Source organism: Burkholderia sp. Ac-20392, from assembly GCF_017104585.1.
GTDB lineage: Bacteria > Pseudomonadota > Gammaproteobacteria > Burkholderiales > Burkholderiaceae > Burkholderia > Burkholderia lata.
Genome location: NZ_JAAGPB010000049.1, coordinates 1 through 16,310, shown reverse-complemented (window position 1 = coordinate 16,310; position 16,310 = coordinate 1). Strand labels below are relative to the sequence as shown.

General features: G+C 66.0%; 18 protein-coding genes. 10 read left to right on the top strand and 8 right to left on the bottom strand.

Features of this window, described 5'->3' with window-relative positions; all coding sequences use genetic code 11:
* Nucleotides 1–66 precede the first annotated feature (66 nt).
* The 5 genes from G3N99_RS09565 to G3N99_RS09545 form a co-directional block, all read right to left on the bottom strand.
* Nucleotides 67–771, bottom strand: coding sequence for a GntR family transcriptional regulator (locus G3N99_RS09565; protein ID WP_174941657.1), 705 nt, complete (start codon nucleotides 769–771; stop codon nucleotides 67–69).
* Between the two features lie 307 nt (nucleotides 772–1,078).
* The gene (ldcA, locus tag G3N99_RS09560) at nucleotides 1,079–2,017 is read right to left on the bottom strand and encodes a muramoyltetrapeptide carboxypeptidase (protein ID WP_174941274.1); all 939 of its coding nucleotides are present in this window, start codon (nucleotides 2,015–2,017) and stop codon (nucleotides 1,079–1,081) included.
* Between the two features lie 112 nt (nucleotides 2,018–2,129).
* Nucleotides 2,130–2,726 (bottom strand): tRNA adenosine(34) deaminase TadA, encoded by a 597-nt coding sequence (gene tadA, locus G3N99_RS09555; RefSeq protein ID WP_206122246.1) that lies wholly within the window; start codon nucleotides 2,724–2,726, stop codon nucleotides 2,130–2,132.
* The gene (locus tag G3N99_RS09550) at nucleotides 2,723–3,124 is read right to left on the bottom strand and encodes a DnaJ family domain-containing protein (RefSeq protein ID WP_006478536.1); all 402 of its coding nucleotides are present in this window, start codon (nucleotides 3,122–3,124) and stop codon (nucleotides 2,723–2,725) included. Before G3N99_RS09550 ends, tadA begins: the two co-directional genes overlap by 4 nt.
* 280 nt (nucleotides 3,125–3,404) lie before the next feature.
* The gene (locus G3N99_RS09545; RefSeq protein WP_206122245.1) at nucleotides 3,405–4,625 is read right to left on the bottom strand and encodes an MFS transporter; all 1,221 of its coding nucleotides are present in this window, start codon (nucleotides 4,623–4,625) and stop codon (nucleotides 3,405–3,407) included.
* 323 nt (nucleotides 4,626–4,948) lie between these two features.
* On the opposite strand from G3N99_RS09545, the gene G3N99_RS09540 reads away from it, so the two are divergent.
* The 8 genes from G3N99_RS09540 to G3N99_RS09505 all read left to right on the top strand — a co-directional run bounded on the left by G3N99_RS09540 (nucleotide 4,949) and on the right by G3N99_RS09505 (nucleotide 11,124).
* A complete protein-coding gene (locus G3N99_RS09540; protein WP_174941279.1) occupies nucleotides 4,949–5,719 on the top strand; it encodes a GntR family transcriptional regulator in 771 nt (256 codons plus the stop codon).
* A complete protein-coding gene (locus G3N99_RS09535) occupies nucleotides 5,716–7,455 on the top strand; it encodes a fumarate reductase/succinate dehydrogenase flavoprotein subunit (RefSeq protein ID WP_206122244.1) in 1,740 nt (579 codons plus the stop codon). The genes G3N99_RS09540 and G3N99_RS09535 overlap by 4 nt, the downstream gene beginning before the upstream one ends.
* Before the next feature lie 10 nt (nucleotides 7,456–7,465).
* Nucleotides 7,466–7,711: a ferredoxin family protein gene (locus tag G3N99_RS09530; RefSeq protein ID WP_206122242.1), complete on the top strand. Its 246-nt coding sequence runs from the start codon at nucleotides 7,466–7,468 to the stop codon at nucleotides 7,709–7,711.
* A gap of 31 nt (nucleotides 7,712–7,742) precedes the next feature.
* Entirely contained in the window at nucleotides 7,743–8,738 is a 996-nt protein-coding gene (locus G3N99_RS09525; RefSeq protein WP_206122241.1) for a HEAT repeat domain-containing protein, read from the top strand.
* On the top strand, nucleotides 8,735–9,022 hold the full coding sequence (locus G3N99_RS09520) for a DUF971 domain-containing protein (protein WP_174988214.1): 288 nt from the start codon (nucleotides 8,735–8,737) through the stop codon (nucleotides 9,020–9,022). The genes G3N99_RS09525 and G3N99_RS09520 overlap by 4 nt, the downstream gene beginning before the upstream one ends.
* A 97-nt stretch (nucleotides 9,023–9,119) precedes the next feature.
* Nucleotides 9,120–10,004: an NAD(P)-dependent oxidoreductase gene (locus tag G3N99_RS09515; RefSeq protein ID WP_206122239.1), complete on the top strand. Its 885-nt coding sequence runs from the start codon at nucleotides 9,120–9,122 to the stop codon at nucleotides 10,002–10,004.
* Between the two features lie 51 nt (nucleotides 10,005–10,055).
* Nucleotides 10,056–10,547, top strand: a complete 492-nt coding sequence (locus tag G3N99_RS09510) for an NUDIX hydrolase (protein ID WP_206122238.1) — start codon at nucleotides 10,056–10,058, stop codon at nucleotides 10,545–10,547.
* A gap of 112 nt (nucleotides 10,548–10,659) precedes the next feature.
* On the top strand, nucleotides 10,660–11,124 hold the full coding sequence (locus G3N99_RS09505; protein ID WP_206122237.1) for an acetyltransferase: 465 nt from the start codon (nucleotides 10,660–10,662) through the stop codon (nucleotides 11,122–11,124).
* A 127-nt stretch (nucleotides 11,125–11,251) separates the two neighbouring features.
* Here G3N99_RS09505 and G3N99_RS09500 read toward each other — a convergent pair whose 3' ends face one another.
* Nucleotides 11,252–11,806, bottom strand: coding sequence for a TetR/AcrR family transcriptional regulator (locus G3N99_RS09500; protein ID WP_206122236.1), 555 nt, complete (start codon nucleotides 11,804–11,806; stop codon nucleotides 11,252–11,254).
* 96 nt (nucleotides 11,807–11,902) lie between these two features.
* On the opposite strand from G3N99_RS09500, the gene G3N99_RS09495 reads away from it, so the two are divergent.
* Together G3N99_RS09495 and G3N99_RS09490 are read left to right on the top strand one after the other, a co-directional pair.
* Complete coding sequence (locus G3N99_RS09495) at nucleotides 11,903–12,568, top strand: DJ-1/PfpI family protein (protein ID WP_206122235.1); 666 nt, start codon at nucleotides 11,903–11,905, stop codon at nucleotides 12,566–12,568.
* Nucleotides 12,569–12,802: 234 nt separating this feature from the next.
* The gene (locus tag G3N99_RS09490; RefSeq protein WP_174941676.1) at nucleotides 12,803–13,420 is read left to right on the top strand and encodes a 3'-5' exonuclease; all 618 of its coding nucleotides are present in this window, start codon (nucleotides 12,803–12,805) and stop codon (nucleotides 13,418–13,420) included.
* Nucleotides 13,421–13,575: 155 nt separating this feature from the next.
* Here G3N99_RS09490 and G3N99_RS09485 read toward each other — a convergent pair whose 3' ends face one another.
* Both G3N99_RS09485 and guaA read right to left on the bottom strand, forming a co-directional pair.
* Nucleotides 13,576–13,869 carry a hypothetical protein gene (locus G3N99_RS09485; protein WP_174941301.1) on the bottom strand — a complete coding sequence of 98 codons (294 nt, stop codon included), beginning with the start codon at nucleotides 13,867–13,869 and terminating at the stop codon, nucleotides 13,576–13,578.
* A 546-nt stretch (nucleotides 13,870–14,415) separates the two neighbouring features.
* On the bottom strand, nucleotides 14,416–16,035 hold the full coding sequence (gene guaA, locus G3N99_RS09480) for a glutamine-hydrolyzing GMP synthase (RefSeq protein WP_206122234.1): 1,620 nt from the start codon (nucleotides 16,033–16,035) through the stop codon (nucleotides 14,416–14,418).
* Nucleotides 16,036–16,310 lie beyond the last annotated feature (275 nt).

Below are 16,310 nucleotides of genomic sequence, written 5' to 3'. Positions count from 1 at the left end.
ACGGCAAACGCCGCAGGCCTGCATTTCGCTCGTTCTTGTGGCGCGCGGCCGGGTTCGCGTCGCCGCTCAGGCGCCGCCGAACACTTCGCGCAAATCGACCTGCCCTTGTGCGGGCCGGTCCAGCATCTTCAGTTCGACATGCTGCAGGTGGTGCGCCATCAGCGTCACCGCCCGCTTCGGATCGCCCGCCTCCAGCGCGGCGAGGATCTCGTCGTGGTCGTCGCACGAACACGGGCTGCGCCCGTGCGACTCGTACAGCGCCGACATCAGCGTCGAGCGTGCGACGAGCCCTTCGAGGCACTCGCTGAGCGTCGCATTGCCCATCAGCGTGGCGAGCGTCGTATGGAATTCGCCGGACAGGCGGATCCAGGCCGCGAAGTCCTGCCGCTGGAACGCCTTGCGTTCCTTCTCGATCAGCGAAGCAACGCCCTTCAGCCGCTTCGCGCCGGGCCCGGTCGCAAGCCGCTCGACCACGGCGAGCTCGATGATCCGGCGCATCTCGAACACCTCGTGCACGTCCTGCAGCGTCGGACTCGCGACGAACGCGCCACGGTTCGGCTCGAGATCGACCAGCTTGTCGGTCGCGAGCTGCGCGAGCGCCTGGCGGATCGCCCCGCGCTTCACGTTGAACACGTCGCAGAGCTGCGCCTCCGTCAGCTTCGCGCCCGGCGCGAGCCGATGCTCGAGGATCGCCGTGCGGATCCGCTCGGCGATCGCTTCGGGACTGGCTGCACCGGACGGGTGGGATTCAGGCTCGTTCATGATCGGCATCGTGTGATGATCCTCATCCTAGGGCGGACATAAAGATTGTCAACAATTCTTTTCCGACATTGCGCACAATCGGCGTGCATCGGCGCAACCCCATTCGGTGCACGATGCGTCGAATCCATGCATGACAAGGCTTGGATGTACGACAGAGGCCATTCTCGTCGTATACCCTCCCGGCCATTTTGTTGACAAAACTGGTGCAAGATCGGGCGTAGACCCTGCTGGCGTCGACGAAAAATACAGACCGTTAGTTGCGCACTTACATAAAGAAAAAGGCGGGAAACCCGCCTTTCGACCGACTGCGCCCACCTCAACCGAGGTGCGGATAGTCCGACAAAGTGAGGCGGAAACCGTGCGCATTCGCGACCAGTTGCGCCTGCGCGCCGAACGGCAGCGTCAGCAGATCGGGCACGTGGCCGAACTGGAGCCCCGTCACGACCGGGATGCCGACCACCTCACGCACCTGGTCGATCATCGCCTGCATGTCGTAGCCGTTGTCGTACTCGAACGGCCGCGCGCCGGTGAACTGGCCGAGCACGAGCGCCTGCTGGCGCGCGAGCAGCCCCGACAGGTGCAGTTGATAGATCATCCGTTCGATCCGGAACGGCTGCTCGTTCACGTCCTCGATGAACAGGATGCCGCCTTCGATGTCGGGCATGTACGGTGTGCCGACCAGCGACGTGAGGATCGCGAGGTTGCCGCCCCACAGCGTGCCCGTCACGTTCACGCTCTGCACCTGCGGCGCGTCGGCGATGATCGTCGTGCTCGGCTGCGTCAGCGTCTGCCAGAAGTGCTGCATCGTGAAATCGCTCGGCGTTTCCGCGCCGAAGTCGGCGGACAGCATCGGGCCGCCGAACGTCTTGATGCGCGCCTTCGCGTACAACGCGAGCTGGAGCGCCGTGAAGTCGCTGTGGCCGACGAGCGCGACCGGCTGGTCGCGCAACCTGCGCTCGAGCCCCCGATAGTCGAGCCCGTGCAGGATGCGTGCGGCACCGTAGCCGCCGCGCACCGCGAGCGCGATGTCCGGCAGCGGCCGCTCGGGATCGGCAAGGCGGTTCAGGTCGCCTGCCCGCTCGCCGTCGGTGCCGCCGAACCGCTGAAAGCGCCGCTGTGTCGCTTCGATGTTCTCGATGCGGTGCTGCGCGGTGCTGAGGCGCTCGAGCGCGCGATTGATCGCGTCCGGGTCGTGCGGATAGCCGGAAGGCGCAAGCAGGCGGATGGTGTAAGACGCGGCGGGCTGGAAGGACATGGCGAAGAGAGGTGTCGGGTCGTCAAACCTGCTTAGAGGGTCCGAACCGTCTCCGGTTCACGGAACCGTGCGCGGCCCGGCTCGCACCGCGCGACGGGCGCGGCGGGCGCGCCTATGACGCGCCGGATTCGGCGTCGCGGGCGAGTCGTGCTTCGCGCAGCGCACGGCGGCGCTCGGCGAAGAACGACTTCAGCGCGGCGCCGCACTCGTCGGCGAGCACGCCGCCGGTCACTTCGGTATGGTGGTTCAACTGCGGGTTCGCGAACGCGTCGATCACGCTGCCGCACGCGCCCGTCTTCGGATCGGCGGCGCCGTAGACCACCCGCGCGATGCGCGCATGCATGATCGCGCCCGCGCACATCAGGCACGGCTCGAGCGTCACGTACAGCTCGCAGCCGGGCATCCGGTAATTCTGCAGATGCTGCGCGGCCATGCGCAGCGCGGCCATTTCCGCATGGGCCGACGGGTCGTGCCCGCCGATCGGATGGTTGAAGCCGCGTGCGATCACTTCGTCGCCACGCACGAGCACCGCGCCAACCGGCACTTCGCCGGCCGCGCGCGCCTCTTCGGCCGCAGCCTGCGCAAGACGCATGAAATGCAGGTCGCGCGCCGATACGGGCGCGGCTTCGGGAACGGGGGATTCGGCGGAGGGTTCCGCCGCCGGGGCGGCTGCCGATCGGGCTGCGTCGTGCAGCGCGTCGGACGTCACATCGGCCCCGCTTCGGCGGACGCTTCGTCGAGCCCGCGCTCGCACAGGCGTTCCGCGATGCGCCGACAGTAGTCGCGCGGCATCACCATCGGGCCACCGCGCAGCGATTCGAGCGCCATGTCGAGTGCGAGGATCTTTGCCTGCAGCCGGCACCGTGCGGCACGGTCGCTGACCGCCTGCACTTCGTCATGCAGATTGCGCAGTGCGCGCAATTGCTCGACGGCCGGCGGCACGAAGCCCGCATTCTTCAGGATACGGTTGGCCACCCGCACCTCCTCGGGCACGAGCAGGTCGTCATCCAGCGCCTGCGGCGCGCCGGTACCCGGCAAATCGTCGAACTCGCCCCGCGCGGCGGCGGCGGCAATACGTTGTTCGACCAGGGCGTCAAGCAATCTCATCAGTCAATCGGAACAATGCGGCAGGCCGAATTCTAGCAGGGTGACGCGGGTATGACAGGCCCTTCGAATATATGCTCGATATTGCGTTTTTTAGGGGCCGAATCGCGACGCATGCATACCGATCGGTCTCATTTGCCGCTCTGCTGCGCCGCAGCGGGCTGCGGGCCGTTCGGACACCCGTCAACGTGCACGGTGTCGGGCCCTGATTTTTTCTTCGGCAACGCGGGCCACGCCGCGCCGATCCGGTGAAACGGAAGCCGCCCCCGCCTCCGTCGCCGGGTCACGCGGCCACCGTTTCCGGTCGCGCTTTCGCGAACGGGCGGAACATCGTCGCCATCAGGAATGCGCCCACGCCGATCGCGAACGAACCGACGTACAGCCAGCCGTAGCTGCCGAACGTATCGACGATCAGGCCGCCGGCCACGGGGCCCGCGGCCATCCCGAGGCTGCCGGCCATCGCGCAGCCGCCGATCACGGTGCCCATCATCCGCAGCGGGAAGTTCTCGCGCGCCAGCACCGAATACAGCGGCATCACGCCCGCATAAATGAAGCCGAACAAGGTCGCGACCGCGTAGAACCCGTCGAGCGTGCGCACGAAATCGTATCCGAGCGCGCCAAGCGCCTGCGCAAGCAGCCCGGCCACCAGCATGCGCTTCGCGCCGATGCGGTCGCCCAGGATCCCGAACGCGATCCGGCCGCCCATGCCGGCGAGCCCTTCGACGCTGTAGATCGACACCGCGACGATCAGCGGGATCCCGCACGTCACCGCGTAGCTGACCGTATGGAAGATCGGGCCCGAATGCGTCGCGCAGCAGAAGAAGTTGGTCAGCAACAGCACGATGAACTGCGGCGAGCGCAGCGCATCCGCGACCGACATCGCCGCAGGCTCGCCGGCGGGCGCCGCCACCGCTGGAGCCGCATGCGCGCCGTCCAGCGCGGGTGCCCGGCGCACCAGCAGCGACACCGGAATCATCACGATGGCCGCCAGCGCCGCAATCAGCAGCATCGACGTGCGCCAGTCGCGCACCGACACGAGCCATGCGGCCAGCGGGGCCATCGTCATCGGCGCCATCCCCATGCCGGCCGACACGAGCGACACCGCGAGGCTGCGGTGCGTGTCGAACCAGCCCGTCACGCACGCCATCATCGGCGCGAATATCGCAGCCGTCGCGCCGCCGACGGCGAGACCGAAAGTGAGCTGGAACGCGAGCAGCGACGGCGCGCGGCTCGCCAGCGCCAGGCTTGCCGACAGCAGGACGGCGCCCGTGATGACGACCGGGCGCGTGCCGATGCGGTCCGACAGGCTGCCCCACGCCATGCTCGCGAAGGCCATCGCGATGAAGCCGAGCGTCATCGCGCTGGAAATGCCGGTCATCGACCAGCCCGTATCGCGCGCGATCACGCGCAGGAACACCGGCAGCGAAAACATCGCGCCGATCGCGATGCAGCCCATCAGGCCGCCCGCGGCGACGATGACCCAACGGTATCGGGAATCCGGCATGGGGTGCCTCCTTGTCGTGACGGCCATCTTCGGAAACCGGGCGCCACCAGCGTGGCGCAATACCCGGTCGACATGGATACGACGGGCGACGCATCGGGAAATCGACATGCGCGGCACACGCGCCGCCGTCATTTTTATTGTCCGCCGATCCGCTCCGCCAGCAACGGGCGGATCGGGCCGACACCCCATGCCGGATTGTCCGTTCGGTCTGCCCCTTGTCGCCGCGCTTTTCCGGAATCGGAAAGTCGAAATCAGAAATAGTTGGTTGGGGTGCGCGATCGAGCTGACTACACTCGAGCGATCTTGTCATAACAAGTTGACCGATGACCTCCCCCAACGTCGTGCCGCTGTCGGCGGCCCCGCTCTACGTGCAGATCAAGGACACGCTGCGCGCGCGCATTCTCGACGGCACCTATGCGCCGCACAGCCGGATGCCGTCCGAGCACGAACTCTGCGCGATGTTCGACGTCAGTCGCATCACGGTGCGCCAGGCGCTCGGCGACCTGCAAAAGGAAGGACTGCTGTTCAAGCTGCACGGCAAGGGCACCTTCGTATCGAAGCCGAAGGCATTCCAGAACGTGACGTCGCTGCAGGGCTTCGCCGAGGCGATGTCGTCGATGGGCTACGAGATCGTCAACCAGGTGCGCAGCTTCCGCACCGTCAAGGCCGATCGCCATCTCGCGACGAAGCTGAACGTGCCCGAAGGTGCGCCGCTCGTCGAGATTCATCGCGTGCGGCTGCTGAATCGCGAGCCCGTGTCGCTCGAACAGACCTGGGTGCCCGAAGCCCTCGGCAAGCGTCTCGCGGGCGCCGATCTCGCGACCCGTGACATTTTCCTGGTCCTGGAAAACGACTGCGGCATCGCGCTCGGCCATGCCGACGTGTCGATCGACGCGATCCTCGCCGACGACGAGATCGTCGATGCGCTGCACGTCGAGGAAAGCAGCCCCGTGCTGCGCATCGAGCGCCTCACGCACGACGCGTCGGGCGCACCGATCGACTACGAATACCTCTACTTCCGCGGCGACGCCTTCCAGTACCGGCTGCGGATCGACCGACAGAAACCGCGCAAACCTGCAAGGAAACAGCGATGACTACCCATGTGCTCGAATACGACATCGTCGTGGTCGGCGGCGGCACGGCCGGCCCGATGGCGGCGATCAAGGCGAAGGAGCGCGACCCGTCCCTGCGCGTGCTGCTGCTCGAAAAAGCCAACGTGAAGCGCAGCGGTGCGATCTCGATGGGGATGGACGGCCTGAACAATGCGGTGATCCCGGGGCATGCGACGCCCGAGCAATACACGCGCGAGATCACGATCGCCAACGACGGGATCGTCGACCAGGAAGCCGTGTACGCGTACGCGACGCACAGCTTCGCGACGATCGAGCAGCTCGACCGCTGGGGCGTGAAGTTCGAGAAGGACGGCACCGGCGACTACGCGGTGAAGAAGGTCCATCACATGGGCTCGTACGTGCTGCCGATGCCGGAAGGACACGACATCAAGAAGGTGCTGTACCGGCAGTTGAAGCGCGCGCGCATCGCGATCACGAACCGGATCGTCGCTACACGCGTGCTGACCGACGCGCAAGGCCGCGCGAGCGGCGTACTCGGCTTCGACTGCCGCACCGCCGAATTCCACGTGATCCGCGCGAAGGCCGTGATTCTCTGCTGTGGCGCGGCCGGCCGCCTCGGCCTGCCGGCCTCGGGCTACCTGATGGGCACGTACGAGAACCCGACCAACGCGGGCGACGGCTATGCGATGGCGTATCACGCCGGTGCCGCACTCGCGAATCTCGAATGCTTCCAGATCAATCCGCTGATCAAGGACTACAACGGCCCCGCGTGCGCGTACGTCACCGGCCCGCTCGGCGGTTTCACCGCGAACGGCAAGGGCGAACGCTTCATCGAATGCGACTACTGGAGCGGCCAGATGATGTGGGAGTTCTACCAAGAACTGCAAAGCGGCAACGGCCCCGTGTTCCTGAAGCTCGACCATCTCGCGGAAGAAACCATCCAGACCATCGAGCAGATCCTGCATACGAACGAGCGGCCGAGTCGCGGCCGCTTCCATGCGGGGCGCGGCACCGACTACCGCAGCCAGATGGTCGAAATGCACATCTCCGAGATCGGCTTCTGCAGCGGCCACAGCGCATCGGGCGTGTACGTGAACGCACGCGCGGAGACGACTGTGCCCGGGCTCTACGCGGCCGGCGACATGGCGGCCGTCCCGCACAACTACATGCTCGGCGCATTCACGTACGGCTGGTTTGCCGGGCAGAATGCGGCCGACTACGTGGCCGGCCGCGAGCATGCGCCGGTGGACGACGAACAGGTCGCCGCCGAACGCGCCCGCGTGCTTGCCCCGCTGCTGCGCGAGCGCGGCCTGGCGCCGGCGCAGGTCGAATACAAGCTGCGTCGCATGGTGAACGACTATCTGCAACCGCCGAAGGTGACGCGCAAGATGGAAATCGGGCTGCAACGCTTTGACGCCATTACTGAGGATATCGAATCGATCAAGGCGAACCATCCACACGAACTGATGCGCGCCGCCGAAGTGCGCGCGATTCGCGACTGCGCGGAAATGGCCGCGCGCGCGTCGCTGTTTCGCACCGAGAGCCGCTGGGGGCTGTACCACCATCGCGTCGACTTTCCGCATCGCAACGACGCCGAATGGTTCTGCCACACCTGGCTGCGCAAGGACGCCGACGGCGCGATGCGCAGCGAGAAACGGCCGGTGGAACCATACGTCGTGCCGCTTGCCGACGACGATCGCGCCGCCTATACGAATCTGCGCATCCGCGAACCGGCCGCGCTCGCGGCCGCCCTTTGAGGACCCTGCCATGCCCCATACCCCGCACGACATTTTCCAGCGCAGCAGCGCACCCGTGACGATTGACGAATCCCGGTGCATCGCCGACAAGGGTTGCACCGTCTGCGTCGACGTGTGCCCGCTCGACCTGCTCGCGATCGACGTGACCAAAGGCAAGGCCTATATGCAGTTCGACGAATGCTGGTACTGCATGCCGTGCGAGCGTGATTGCCCGACCGGCGCGGTCAAGGTCGACATCCCTTACCTGCTGCGCTAGCCACGTCCCTCAACGCCCTCTCCCGCCGCCCATGACCGACTCCTCCTTCGCTGCCGCGTTGCCCCGCGCACACGCCTCCGACGAAGCCGCACTCGTCGCCCGCCTCGCCGCGCCCGATGCCGCCGTGCGCCGCGTCGCACTGTTCGAACTCGCCGATCTCGAGGACCCCGGATTCGTGCCCGCTTTCATCGCCGCACTGCGCGACGATCCGTCGGCCGACGTGCGCGGCGAAGCCGCCCGCGTGCTCGGTGCGTGGGAGCAGCCCGACGTCGTCGACGCACTGTGCGGTGCCTTGCTCGATCCGGACGACGACGTGCGCGCCGCCGCGGCGCAAAGCCTGTCCGAACTGAAGGACGCGGCCTCGGGCGCGGTGCTGTGTCAATGGGCCGCCCGGCCCGAACCGATCGTGCGTCGTGCCGTGCTGCGCGGATTGCGCGAATTGCGCGACCCCGACGCATTCGCGCCCGCGCTGCACGCGCTCGACGCCGAACACGCGGCGGTGCGCGCCGAAGCCGTGACGGTGCTCGGCTGGCTCAAGGATCCGCGTGCGCTGCCGCCGCTCGCACGCATCGCGACATCCGATGCCGCTGCGGATGTTCGACGTGTTGCGGTCGGCGCGATCGGTTTCGCGGCGCCCAACGATGCATCCACCATCCACGCACTGTTCGTCGCACTACGCGACCACGAATGGCAGGTGCGCGAGGAAGCGGCCACGACGCTCGGCAAGCTGCGCGTTGCGACCGCGCGCGAACCCCTCGTCGCGGCGCTCGACGACGACTACTGGCAGGTGCGCTTGCGTGCCGCGCGTGCGCTCGGGCAACTGCGCGATGCGGCCGCGGCGCCGGCCGTCGTCGCGCTGCTCTCGCATGCGATCAGCAACCTGCGCAAGGAAGCCGCGCTTGCGCTCGGTGAATTGCGCGACCGCACGACGTTGCCCGCGCTGACCCGCGCTCTGGAGGATCACGATCCGGAAGTCCGCAAGGCCGTGCGGATCGCGATCCGGCAAATCGACGAGACGCCGCAATGATCTCTCCGACCGAAATCGTGCTCGATCATTCGGCGCGCATGTTGACACTCCGCTGGCCGGAGGGTCACACGCAACGCATCGGCTATGCACAGCTGCGCGTTGATTGCCCGTGTGCGGAATGCCGAAAGATCCGGCTCGACGGCGGTCGTGTCGATACGCGGCCCGACCTGACGCTGGATCGCCTTGAAGCAGCCGGCTACGGCATCCGCGCGGTGTTCGGCGACGGTCATGCCCGTGGCATCTATCCGTGGCCGTATCTGGCGGACATGACGGCGCGGCCGTGACGTGGCTCGCACGGGAGCGCGGACGAAATAGCGGGCATGCGGAAACGCTGCGATACTGACGCCCACGATCGTCTCCACCCACCGTGGGAGCCAGAACATGCAAACCGCAGTCGGATTCATCGGCCTCGGCGTGATGGGCACGCCGATGGCGCTCAATCTTGCGCGAGCCGGCACGCCGCTCGTCGTGTGGAGCCGGTCGCACGGCAGCGACGATGCGCTGCGCGACGCCGGTGCACGCGTGGCCGAGCACATCGACGACGTGTTCGCGACCTGCGGCACCGTGATCCTGATGCTCGCGAACGACGCGGCGATCGACACCGTCCTCGCGCGCGGCACGCCCGGTTTCGCCGCCCGTGTCGGCGGACACACCATCGTGAACATGGGCACGAACGCACCCGAGTATTCGCGCGCGCTGGCCGACGACATCGCTGCCGCGTCGGGCCGTTACGTCGAAGCGCCCGTGTCGGGGTCGCGCAAGCCGGCCGAAGCCGGGCAACTCGTCGTGATGCTCGCCGGCGCACCGGACGACGTCGACGCCGTCCGCGCGCTCGTGACGCCGCTGTGCCGCGACAGCTTCGTGTGCGGCGACGTCCCGTCGGCGCTGACGATGAAGCTCGCCGTGAACCTGTTCCTGATCACGATGGTCACCGGTCTGACCGAAGCCACGCACTTCGCGCAACGCCACGGCATCGATCTCGCCCGCTTCGCCGACGTGCTGAACGCGGGCCCGATGGCGAGCGACGTGTCGCGCGTGAAGCTCGGCAAGCTCGTCACCGCGGATTTCTCGGTGCAGGCCGCGATCACCGACGTGCTGAAGAATGCACGCCTCGTCGCCGAATCCGCGCGCGGCATCGGCATCGCATCGCCACTGCTCGACATCTGCCACGCGCTGTACGGCGAGACCGAGCGGGCCGGACATGGCGCGGACGACATGGTCGCCGTGATCCACGCGATCGAGCAGCGCACCGACGACGCGCGGTGAATCGTCGCCGGCCGCCCCACCCACTCGAACGCACCCGCACGTAGATCCTTCATGTCCGATTCGCCCCGCCCATCGACCGACGCGATCGCTTCCGTCCGCCCGGTTCCCGCCGTGATCGGCATCGTCCTGCGGGAGCGCGACGTGCTGCTGGTACGCCGCGCCAATCCGCCCGATGCGGGCTGCTGGGGCTTTCCTGGCGGCAAGATCGAAGCGGGGGAATCGATTGCGAACGCGGTCGTGCGCGAGATCGCCGAAGAAACCACCGTCGACGTCGAAGCGCTCGACGCCTTTACCGCGCTGGATGCGTTCGATTACGATGCTGACGGCGACGTGCGTCAGCATTTCGTCATGGTCGCGGTGCTGTGCCGATGGCTGCACGGCACGCCTGCCGCCGGCGACGATGCGCTCGACGCGGGCTGGTTCGATCTCGCCGAGCTCGATCGCGATGATTTGCCGATGAGCGCGGGGGTTCGTGACGTCGCACGACGCGCGATCGAGCGCGCGGCGGATCTTGGCGACGCACAGCGTCCGGCCAACGCCTGAATACCTGAAACACCGCCGTCTTTCTCGCAGCCCTTGCGAGCGGCCCGATCGGGCCATGACGGTGTCGGCTACCCGCCGAACTTCCCATTACAAATCGAAGATGGGCCAAACCATGATCAGAATTCGCAAGTCCACCCAGGCCGACGGCGCACGCGTGCTGGATATCTGGCGCAACGCGGTCGACGCCACGCACCACTTCCTGAGCGACGACGACCGTCGCGCGATCGAATCCGAAGTCGTCGCGTTCCTGCCCGGTGCGCCGCTCGATCTCGCCGTCGACGATACCGACCGCGCGATCGGCTTCATGCTGCTCGACGGGAGTCACATGGAGGCGCTGTTCGTCGATCCCGCTCACCACGGCGCGGGTGTCGGGCGCCTGCTCGTCGAAGACGCGCTCAAGCGTCATCCCGACCTGTCGACCGACGTCAACGAACAGAACGAATCGGCAGCGGGGTTCTATGAACGGCTCGGCTTCGAGCGCACCGGGCGATCGGCGCTCGATGGACAGGGACGCGCCTATCCGCTGATTCACCTGCGCTATCGCGCGAAACCGTCATCCTCGCCGCAGCACGCATAACCGTGACCAGCGCGGGAAATCGCGCCGCCCTTCACGTCATGTGCATCGGGCACACGAACGCAGCTACCTGATACCGCATCCTCTCCACGCATGCAGCACGAGCACCGGCACACGGCCACGCGACGCGTCATGCGCGACGCATCGGCAGCACGCGTTCGACCATTGCAACCGCGCGCTGCATGAACCCGTTGAACCGGTCGGCATCGCGCCGCAGCCCGGCCTGTTGTCCGCCGATCAGGCACAAGTGCACGGCCTGCCCGACGATCTCGGCCTCGCCTGCCGTACGCACCAGCCGGCGTGACGTCTCGACCGCAAACGCGAGCCGCGCCGCGTCGACGCGCTGCTGGAATTCCGCGACCAGCGGATCGTGCAACGCCCATGCGCGAATCGCGATTTCACGCCCGGGCCGCTTCTCGGCGGCAATGCGCAGATAGCGCGCCAGCGTGTCGCCGGCACCGCGGCCGTCCGCCGCATACGCAAGCATGCGCGCGGTGTAGTCGTCCTCCCACGCGGTCAGCAACATCCTGACGAAGTCCTCGCGATTGCGGAAGTGGTGATAGAACGATCCGCGGGTCACGTTCAGCCGTCGCGCGAGGCTTTCGGCCGACATGCCCGCATACCCTTCCCCGTCGAGGGCGTCGAAGCCCGCTGCAATCCAGTCGTTTCGCGTCAGTGTGCTCATCGTCGTTGCCATACAGGCTGTGTATGGTGCGGCATGGACAGATAGGCTGCGAACTCTATCACGGCCGCCGCCGCTTCCGGCTGCGCGCCACTACGCATGGAGTCCACCTTGAAAGACATCGCGCTCGTCGCATTCGACCGCTTCACCGACATCGACCTGTTCCTGATGTGGGACATTCTCGGCCGCAACAACCGGGACTGGCGCGTCCGGATTCTGGGCGCACAGCCGGTGCTGCATTCCGCACATGGCCTGGCCATCCCGACGCACGGCCCGCTCGCCGACGCCAATCACGCCGACGCAGTCCTCTTTTCGAGCGGCAAGGAAGGCGTACCGGCCGCACTCGCCCATCCTGATTTCCTGCCGTCGTTCGATCTCGATCCCGAACGCCAGCTTGTCGGGTCGATCTGCGGCGGGGCCTTCATTCTCGAGCGGCTCGGGCTGCTGCCGCAGCGCCGCGCCACGACGCATCCCGACGCGCGGAAGGGTTTGCAGGCACTTGAGCTGGACGTGCCGGAGCAGCCGCTGGTATGCCACGGCAACGTCGCGACCGCAGGCGGGTGCCTTGCGTCGGTCTACCTGACAGGATGGCTGGTGGAATCGCTGTTCGATGCGGACAAGCGCCGCGAGACGCTGCTGCCCGTGCTGCCTGCCGGGCAACGGGAGATTTACGAGGATCTGATCGAGTTCAGCATCAGGCAGGGTGCGGGACAAGCCACGGGCGCGATCCGGATGGTTGAAGGTAAAAACGGGATAACGGCATGACGCGCGGATCAATGCACTGCCGATAGTCGGCAACCCGCCCCCTGTTGCATCGTCGTGCGTGCTGCCGAGCCAACGGCGGACCGAGACGAATTCACGAGCAGCCCGGATCATCGATCGGGCCAGCGTTCGCCGCACGGATGGTCGTTTCTCGGGCTGAACGAGCCTGTCGCGGGCCTGGAGATGCTAACCTCTCGGCCACTCTAACGACACCGCGTGAAGCAACAGGATTCAACCATGCAAACCGTTGCGGTACTGGACTTCGAAACAACCGGATTGTCGCCGAATATGGGCGACCGAGCGACCGAAATCGCCGTCATCCTGCTCCGGGACGGACAAGTCGTCGACCGTTTCCAGAGTCTGATGAATGCAGGCAGACGGATACCGTCGGATGTCGTCGCGCTGACCGGCATCACGAACGAGATGATTGCATCGGCGCCCCCGGCGTCGAAAGTCATGCAGGAAGCGGCAGCGTTCGTCGGCAAGCATGCCGTCGTCGCCCACAACGCCGGTTTCGACAAGCGGTTCTGGCAGTCAGAGCTCGGGATTCTCGGCATGTCGGCCGAGCATGCCTTTGCGTGCACGATGCTCGTGGCGCGACGTATCTACCCGGATGCCCAGAGTCACCGCCTGTCGAGCCTGGTGGATATGCTGCGGTTGCCCAAATCGGGCCGTGCGCACCGGGCGATGGTCGATGCCGAGATGGCCGGTCACCTGTGGTGCCGGCTGCAGCAGGACATCGCGCGGACTTACGGACTGGATCGCATCGATCACGCGCTCATGACGCGTGTGCAAGCCACGGCCAAGGCAAAAGTGCCGACGTACCTGCGTTCGCTCGTGGGCTCGCACGCGTGAGCATCCGGGTCGCGATGGTTCTGACTCGCGCATTCCTTTAATGCAAAACGGCTTGGCAACCTGCCAAGCCGTTTGCTTGTCGCGACAGTCTTCCGGTTGATTCCGACGTGCCCTGCCACCAGGCTGACCAACCGAGTCGCGACTTATTTTTCGTACTATGCAAGGCCGATAAGGAGCACCTTGAGGGCACCGCCATGCTGGAGGTCGCCCAGATAGGCCACGACCTTCTGCTTCTGTCCAAGCGCCGTGAGCGCGTTTCCGATCTGGATCAGCAGCGCCGTGTTCGAGGCATTCACGTAAAACGAATTCCCGCCCTCGTTATTGAGCATGAAAGGAAGGTTATCCTGATTGTCCCAATAGCCCAGCTGAATTGACTCAACGTCTACCCGTTTCAAATCGTCCGCCTGCTCCGCGAACTTCTGAATTTCGCTGACATTTTCGTTCGACATGACAATTTCTCCTGCAGTGAGTTGAAAGAAAGCCGAAAACCAGGGTCGTATAGACCGAATCTGGCTTGCGCGCATCACGCATCGATAACATTCATCACCCTCTCCGCGGTGGCCTGGATCCGCCATCCACGAAGCGTCCTGCCGGTAAGAAATTAGGCTGAGCGCGCGGAGCAATCAATTACACTCGATTACACTCGCGGCGAAATTGGGGAGTGGCAGCACGTCGTTTTCCGACGGCGCCATCAAGCGGCGTTGTTACGCACGCGGACGCTGTTTCAGATCCGCGCCTTTTGCGCCGCAATTGATTGCGGGTTCCGATCGAGCACGGCATGGTGCAGTCGATGCGCGGAGCCGCTGGTTGAACGAGCGCGGAAATAAAGGCATCCGCGACACCTGATGGCGCACCAATGTTGTCGGTGTGTTCCAGTCGATGAAACACGCAATTCGCGCAATGCTCCAATCCGGCCAAAAACAAAAAAGCCCGCTGTGAAGCGGGCTTTGATGTGTTCTGCTGTCAGGTCGTACCGGCACGTGCCGGACGTCCAGTTATTCCCACTCGATCGTCGCCGGCGGCTTGCCCGAGATGTCGTACACCACACGGTTGATCCCGCGCACCTCGTTGATGATCCGGTTCGACGCGCGGCCGAGCAGCGCGTACGGCAGGTGCGCCCAGTGTGCGGTCATGAAGTCGGTCGTCTGCACCGCGCGCAGCGACGTCACGTAGTCGTACGTGCGGCCATCGCCCATCACGCCCACCGACTTGACCGGCAGGAACACCGCAAACGCCTGGCTCGTCAGGTCGTACCAGCTCTTGCCGACATCGGCTTCGCCGCACAGGCCGGCAGCCGCATCGTGCGCGGTCGCGGTCGTGTTGCGCAGTTCCTCGATGAAGATCGCGTCCGCGCGGCGCAGCAGATCCGCGAACTCGCGCTTCACTTCGCCGAGAATCCGCACGCCGAGGCCCGGGCCCGGGAACGGATGGCGGTACACCATCTCCGGCGGCAGGCCGAGCGCAACGCCCAGCTCGCGCACTTCGTCCTTGAACAGGTCGCGCAGCGGCTCGAGCAGCTTGAGGCCGAGCGTTTCCGGCAGGCCGCCGACGTTGTGGTGGCTCTTGATCGTCGTTGCCTTCTTCGTCTTCGTGCCGCCCGATTCGACCACGTCCGGATAGATCGTGCCCTGCGCGAGCCACTTCGCCTTCGACAACTTCTGCGCTTCGGCCTGGAACACCTCGACGAACTCGCGGCCAATGATCTTGCGCTTCGCTTCCGGATCGGTCACGCCGGCCAGGTGGCCGAGGAACTGTTCGGACGCGTCGACGTGCACGACCTTCGCGTGCAGGCGGCCCTCGAACATGTCGAGCACCATCTTGCCTTCGTTCAGGCGCAGCAGGCCGTGGTCGACGAACACGCAGGTGAGCTGATCGCCGATCGCGCGATGGATCAGCGCAGCGGCGACGCTCGAATCCACACCACCCGACAGGCCGAGAATGACTTCCTCGTCACCGACCTGCTCGCGGATCTTCGCGACGGCTTCCTCGATGTGGTTGCTCATGATCCAGTCGGGCTTCGCACCGGCGATCTGCAGCACGAAGCGCTCGATGATCTGGCGGCCCTTCATGGTGTGCGTGACTTCCGGATGGAACTGCACCGCGTAGTAGCCACGCGCCTCGTCGGCCATGCCGGCGATCGGGCAGCTCGGCGTCGACGCCATCAGCGCGAAGCCCGGCGGCAGCTCGGCAACCTTGTCGCCGTGGCTCATCCAGACCTTCAGCATCCCGTGGCCTTCGTCCGTCTTGAAGTCCTCGATGCCGTCGAGCAGGCGCGTATGGCCATGCGCGCGCATTTCCGCGTAACCGAATTCGCGGTGGTCGCTCCACTCGACCTTGCCGCCGAGCTGCACGGCCATCGTCTGCATGCCGTAGCAGATGCCGAGCACCGGCACGCCGAGATCCCACACGGCCTGCGGCGCGCGCAGCTGATGGTCTTCGTAGGTGCTCGCGTGGCTGCCCGACAGGATCACCGCCTTCGGCGCGAACTCGCGGACGAAGTCGTCGGACACATCGTTCGGATGGATTTCGCAGTAGACGTGCGCTTCGCGCACGCGTCGCGCAATCAGTTGGGTGACTTGCGAACCGAAGTCGAGAATCAGGATTTTGTCGTGCATGGCTGCGGACGGGATGAAGAGAATAAGAAAAGCAGCGCATCATGCGCTGCGTCAATAGCATGGACAGCGGCGTCGGGCGGAAGGCAGCACGCTCGACGCATCGCCGGTCAATCCTGCATCGGCGGGCGTTCGTCGAGTGCGACGCCGCCTGACGCTCGACTGGAACCGGATGAAGCCGGCGACGATGCCGCAGGCGCCGCGGGACGGCTGACGACGGGTTCGACACGCTGCGGTGCGGGCGACGCCGCCGGCGCCATCGCCGGCTCGGCCGGCCG

Excerpts from the sequence above, each read along its gene's own strand:
- G3N99_RS09510 (WP_206122238.1), top strand. The coding sequence starts at position 10,056 with ATGTCCGATTCGCCCCGCCCATCGACCGACGCGATCGCTTCCGTCCGC.
- G3N99_RS09500 (WP_206122236.1), bottom strand. The coding sequence starts at position 11,806 with ATGAGCACACTGACGCGAAACGACTGGATTGCAGCGGGCTTCGACGCC.
- G3N99_RS09565 (WP_174941657.1), bottom strand. The coding sequence starts at position 771 with ATGCCGATCATGAACGAGCCTGAATCCCACCCGTCCGGTGCAGCCAGT.
- G3N99_RS09550 (WP_006478536.1), bottom strand. The coding sequence starts at position 3,124 with ATGAGATTGCTTGACGCCCTGGTCGAACAACGTATTGCCGCCGCCGCC.
- G3N99_RS09535 (WP_206122244.1), top strand. The coding sequence starts at position 5,716 with ATGACTACCCATGTGCTCGAATACGACATCGTCGTGGTCGGCGGCGGC.
- G3N99_RS09530 (WP_206122242.1), top strand. The coding sequence starts at position 7,466 with ATGCCCCATACCCCGCACGACATTTTCCAGCGCAGCAGCGCACCCGTG.
- guaA (WP_206122234.1), bottom strand. The coding sequence starts at position 16,035 with ATGCACGACAAAATCCTGATTCTCGACTTCGGTTCGCAAGTCACCCAA.
- ldcA (WP_174941274.1), bottom strand. The coding sequence starts at position 2,017 with ATGTCCTTCCAGCCCGCCGCGTCTTACACCATCCGCCTGCTTGCGCCT.
- G3N99_RS09525 (WP_206122241.1), top strand. The coding sequence starts at position 7,743 with ATGACCGACTCCTCCTTCGCTGCCGCGTTGCCCCGCGCACACGCCTCC.
- G3N99_RS09520 (WP_174988214.1), top strand. The coding sequence starts at position 8,735 with ATGATCTCTCCGACCGAAATCGTGCTCGATCATTCGGCGCGCATGTTG.
- G3N99_RS09515 (WP_206122239.1), top strand. The coding sequence starts at position 9,120 with ATGCAAACCGCAGTCGGATTCATCGGCCTCGGCGTGATGGGCACGCCG.
- G3N99_RS09485 (WP_174941301.1), bottom strand. The coding sequence starts at position 13,869 with ATGTCGAACGAAAATGTCAGCGAAATTCAGAAGTTCGCGGAGCAGGCG.
- G3N99_RS09540 (WP_174941279.1), top strand. The coding sequence starts at position 4,949 with ATGACCTCCCCCAACGTCGTGCCGCTGTCGGCGGCCCCGCTCTACGTG.
- G3N99_RS09505 (WP_206122237.1), top strand. The coding sequence starts at position 10,660 with ATGATCAGAATTCGCAAGTCCACCCAGGCCGACGGCGCACGCGTGCTG.
- G3N99_RS09545 (WP_206122245.1), bottom strand. The coding sequence starts at position 4,625 with ATGCCGGATTCCCGATACCGTTGGGTCATCGTCGCCGCGGGCGGCCTG.
- G3N99_RS09495 (WP_206122235.1), top strand. The coding sequence starts at position 11,903 with ATGGAGTCCACCTTGAAAGACATCGCGCTCGTCGCATTCGACCGCTTC.
- G3N99_RS09490 (WP_174941676.1), top strand. The coding sequence starts at position 12,803 with ATGCAAACCGTTGCGGTACTGGACTTCGAAACAACCGGATTGTCGCCG.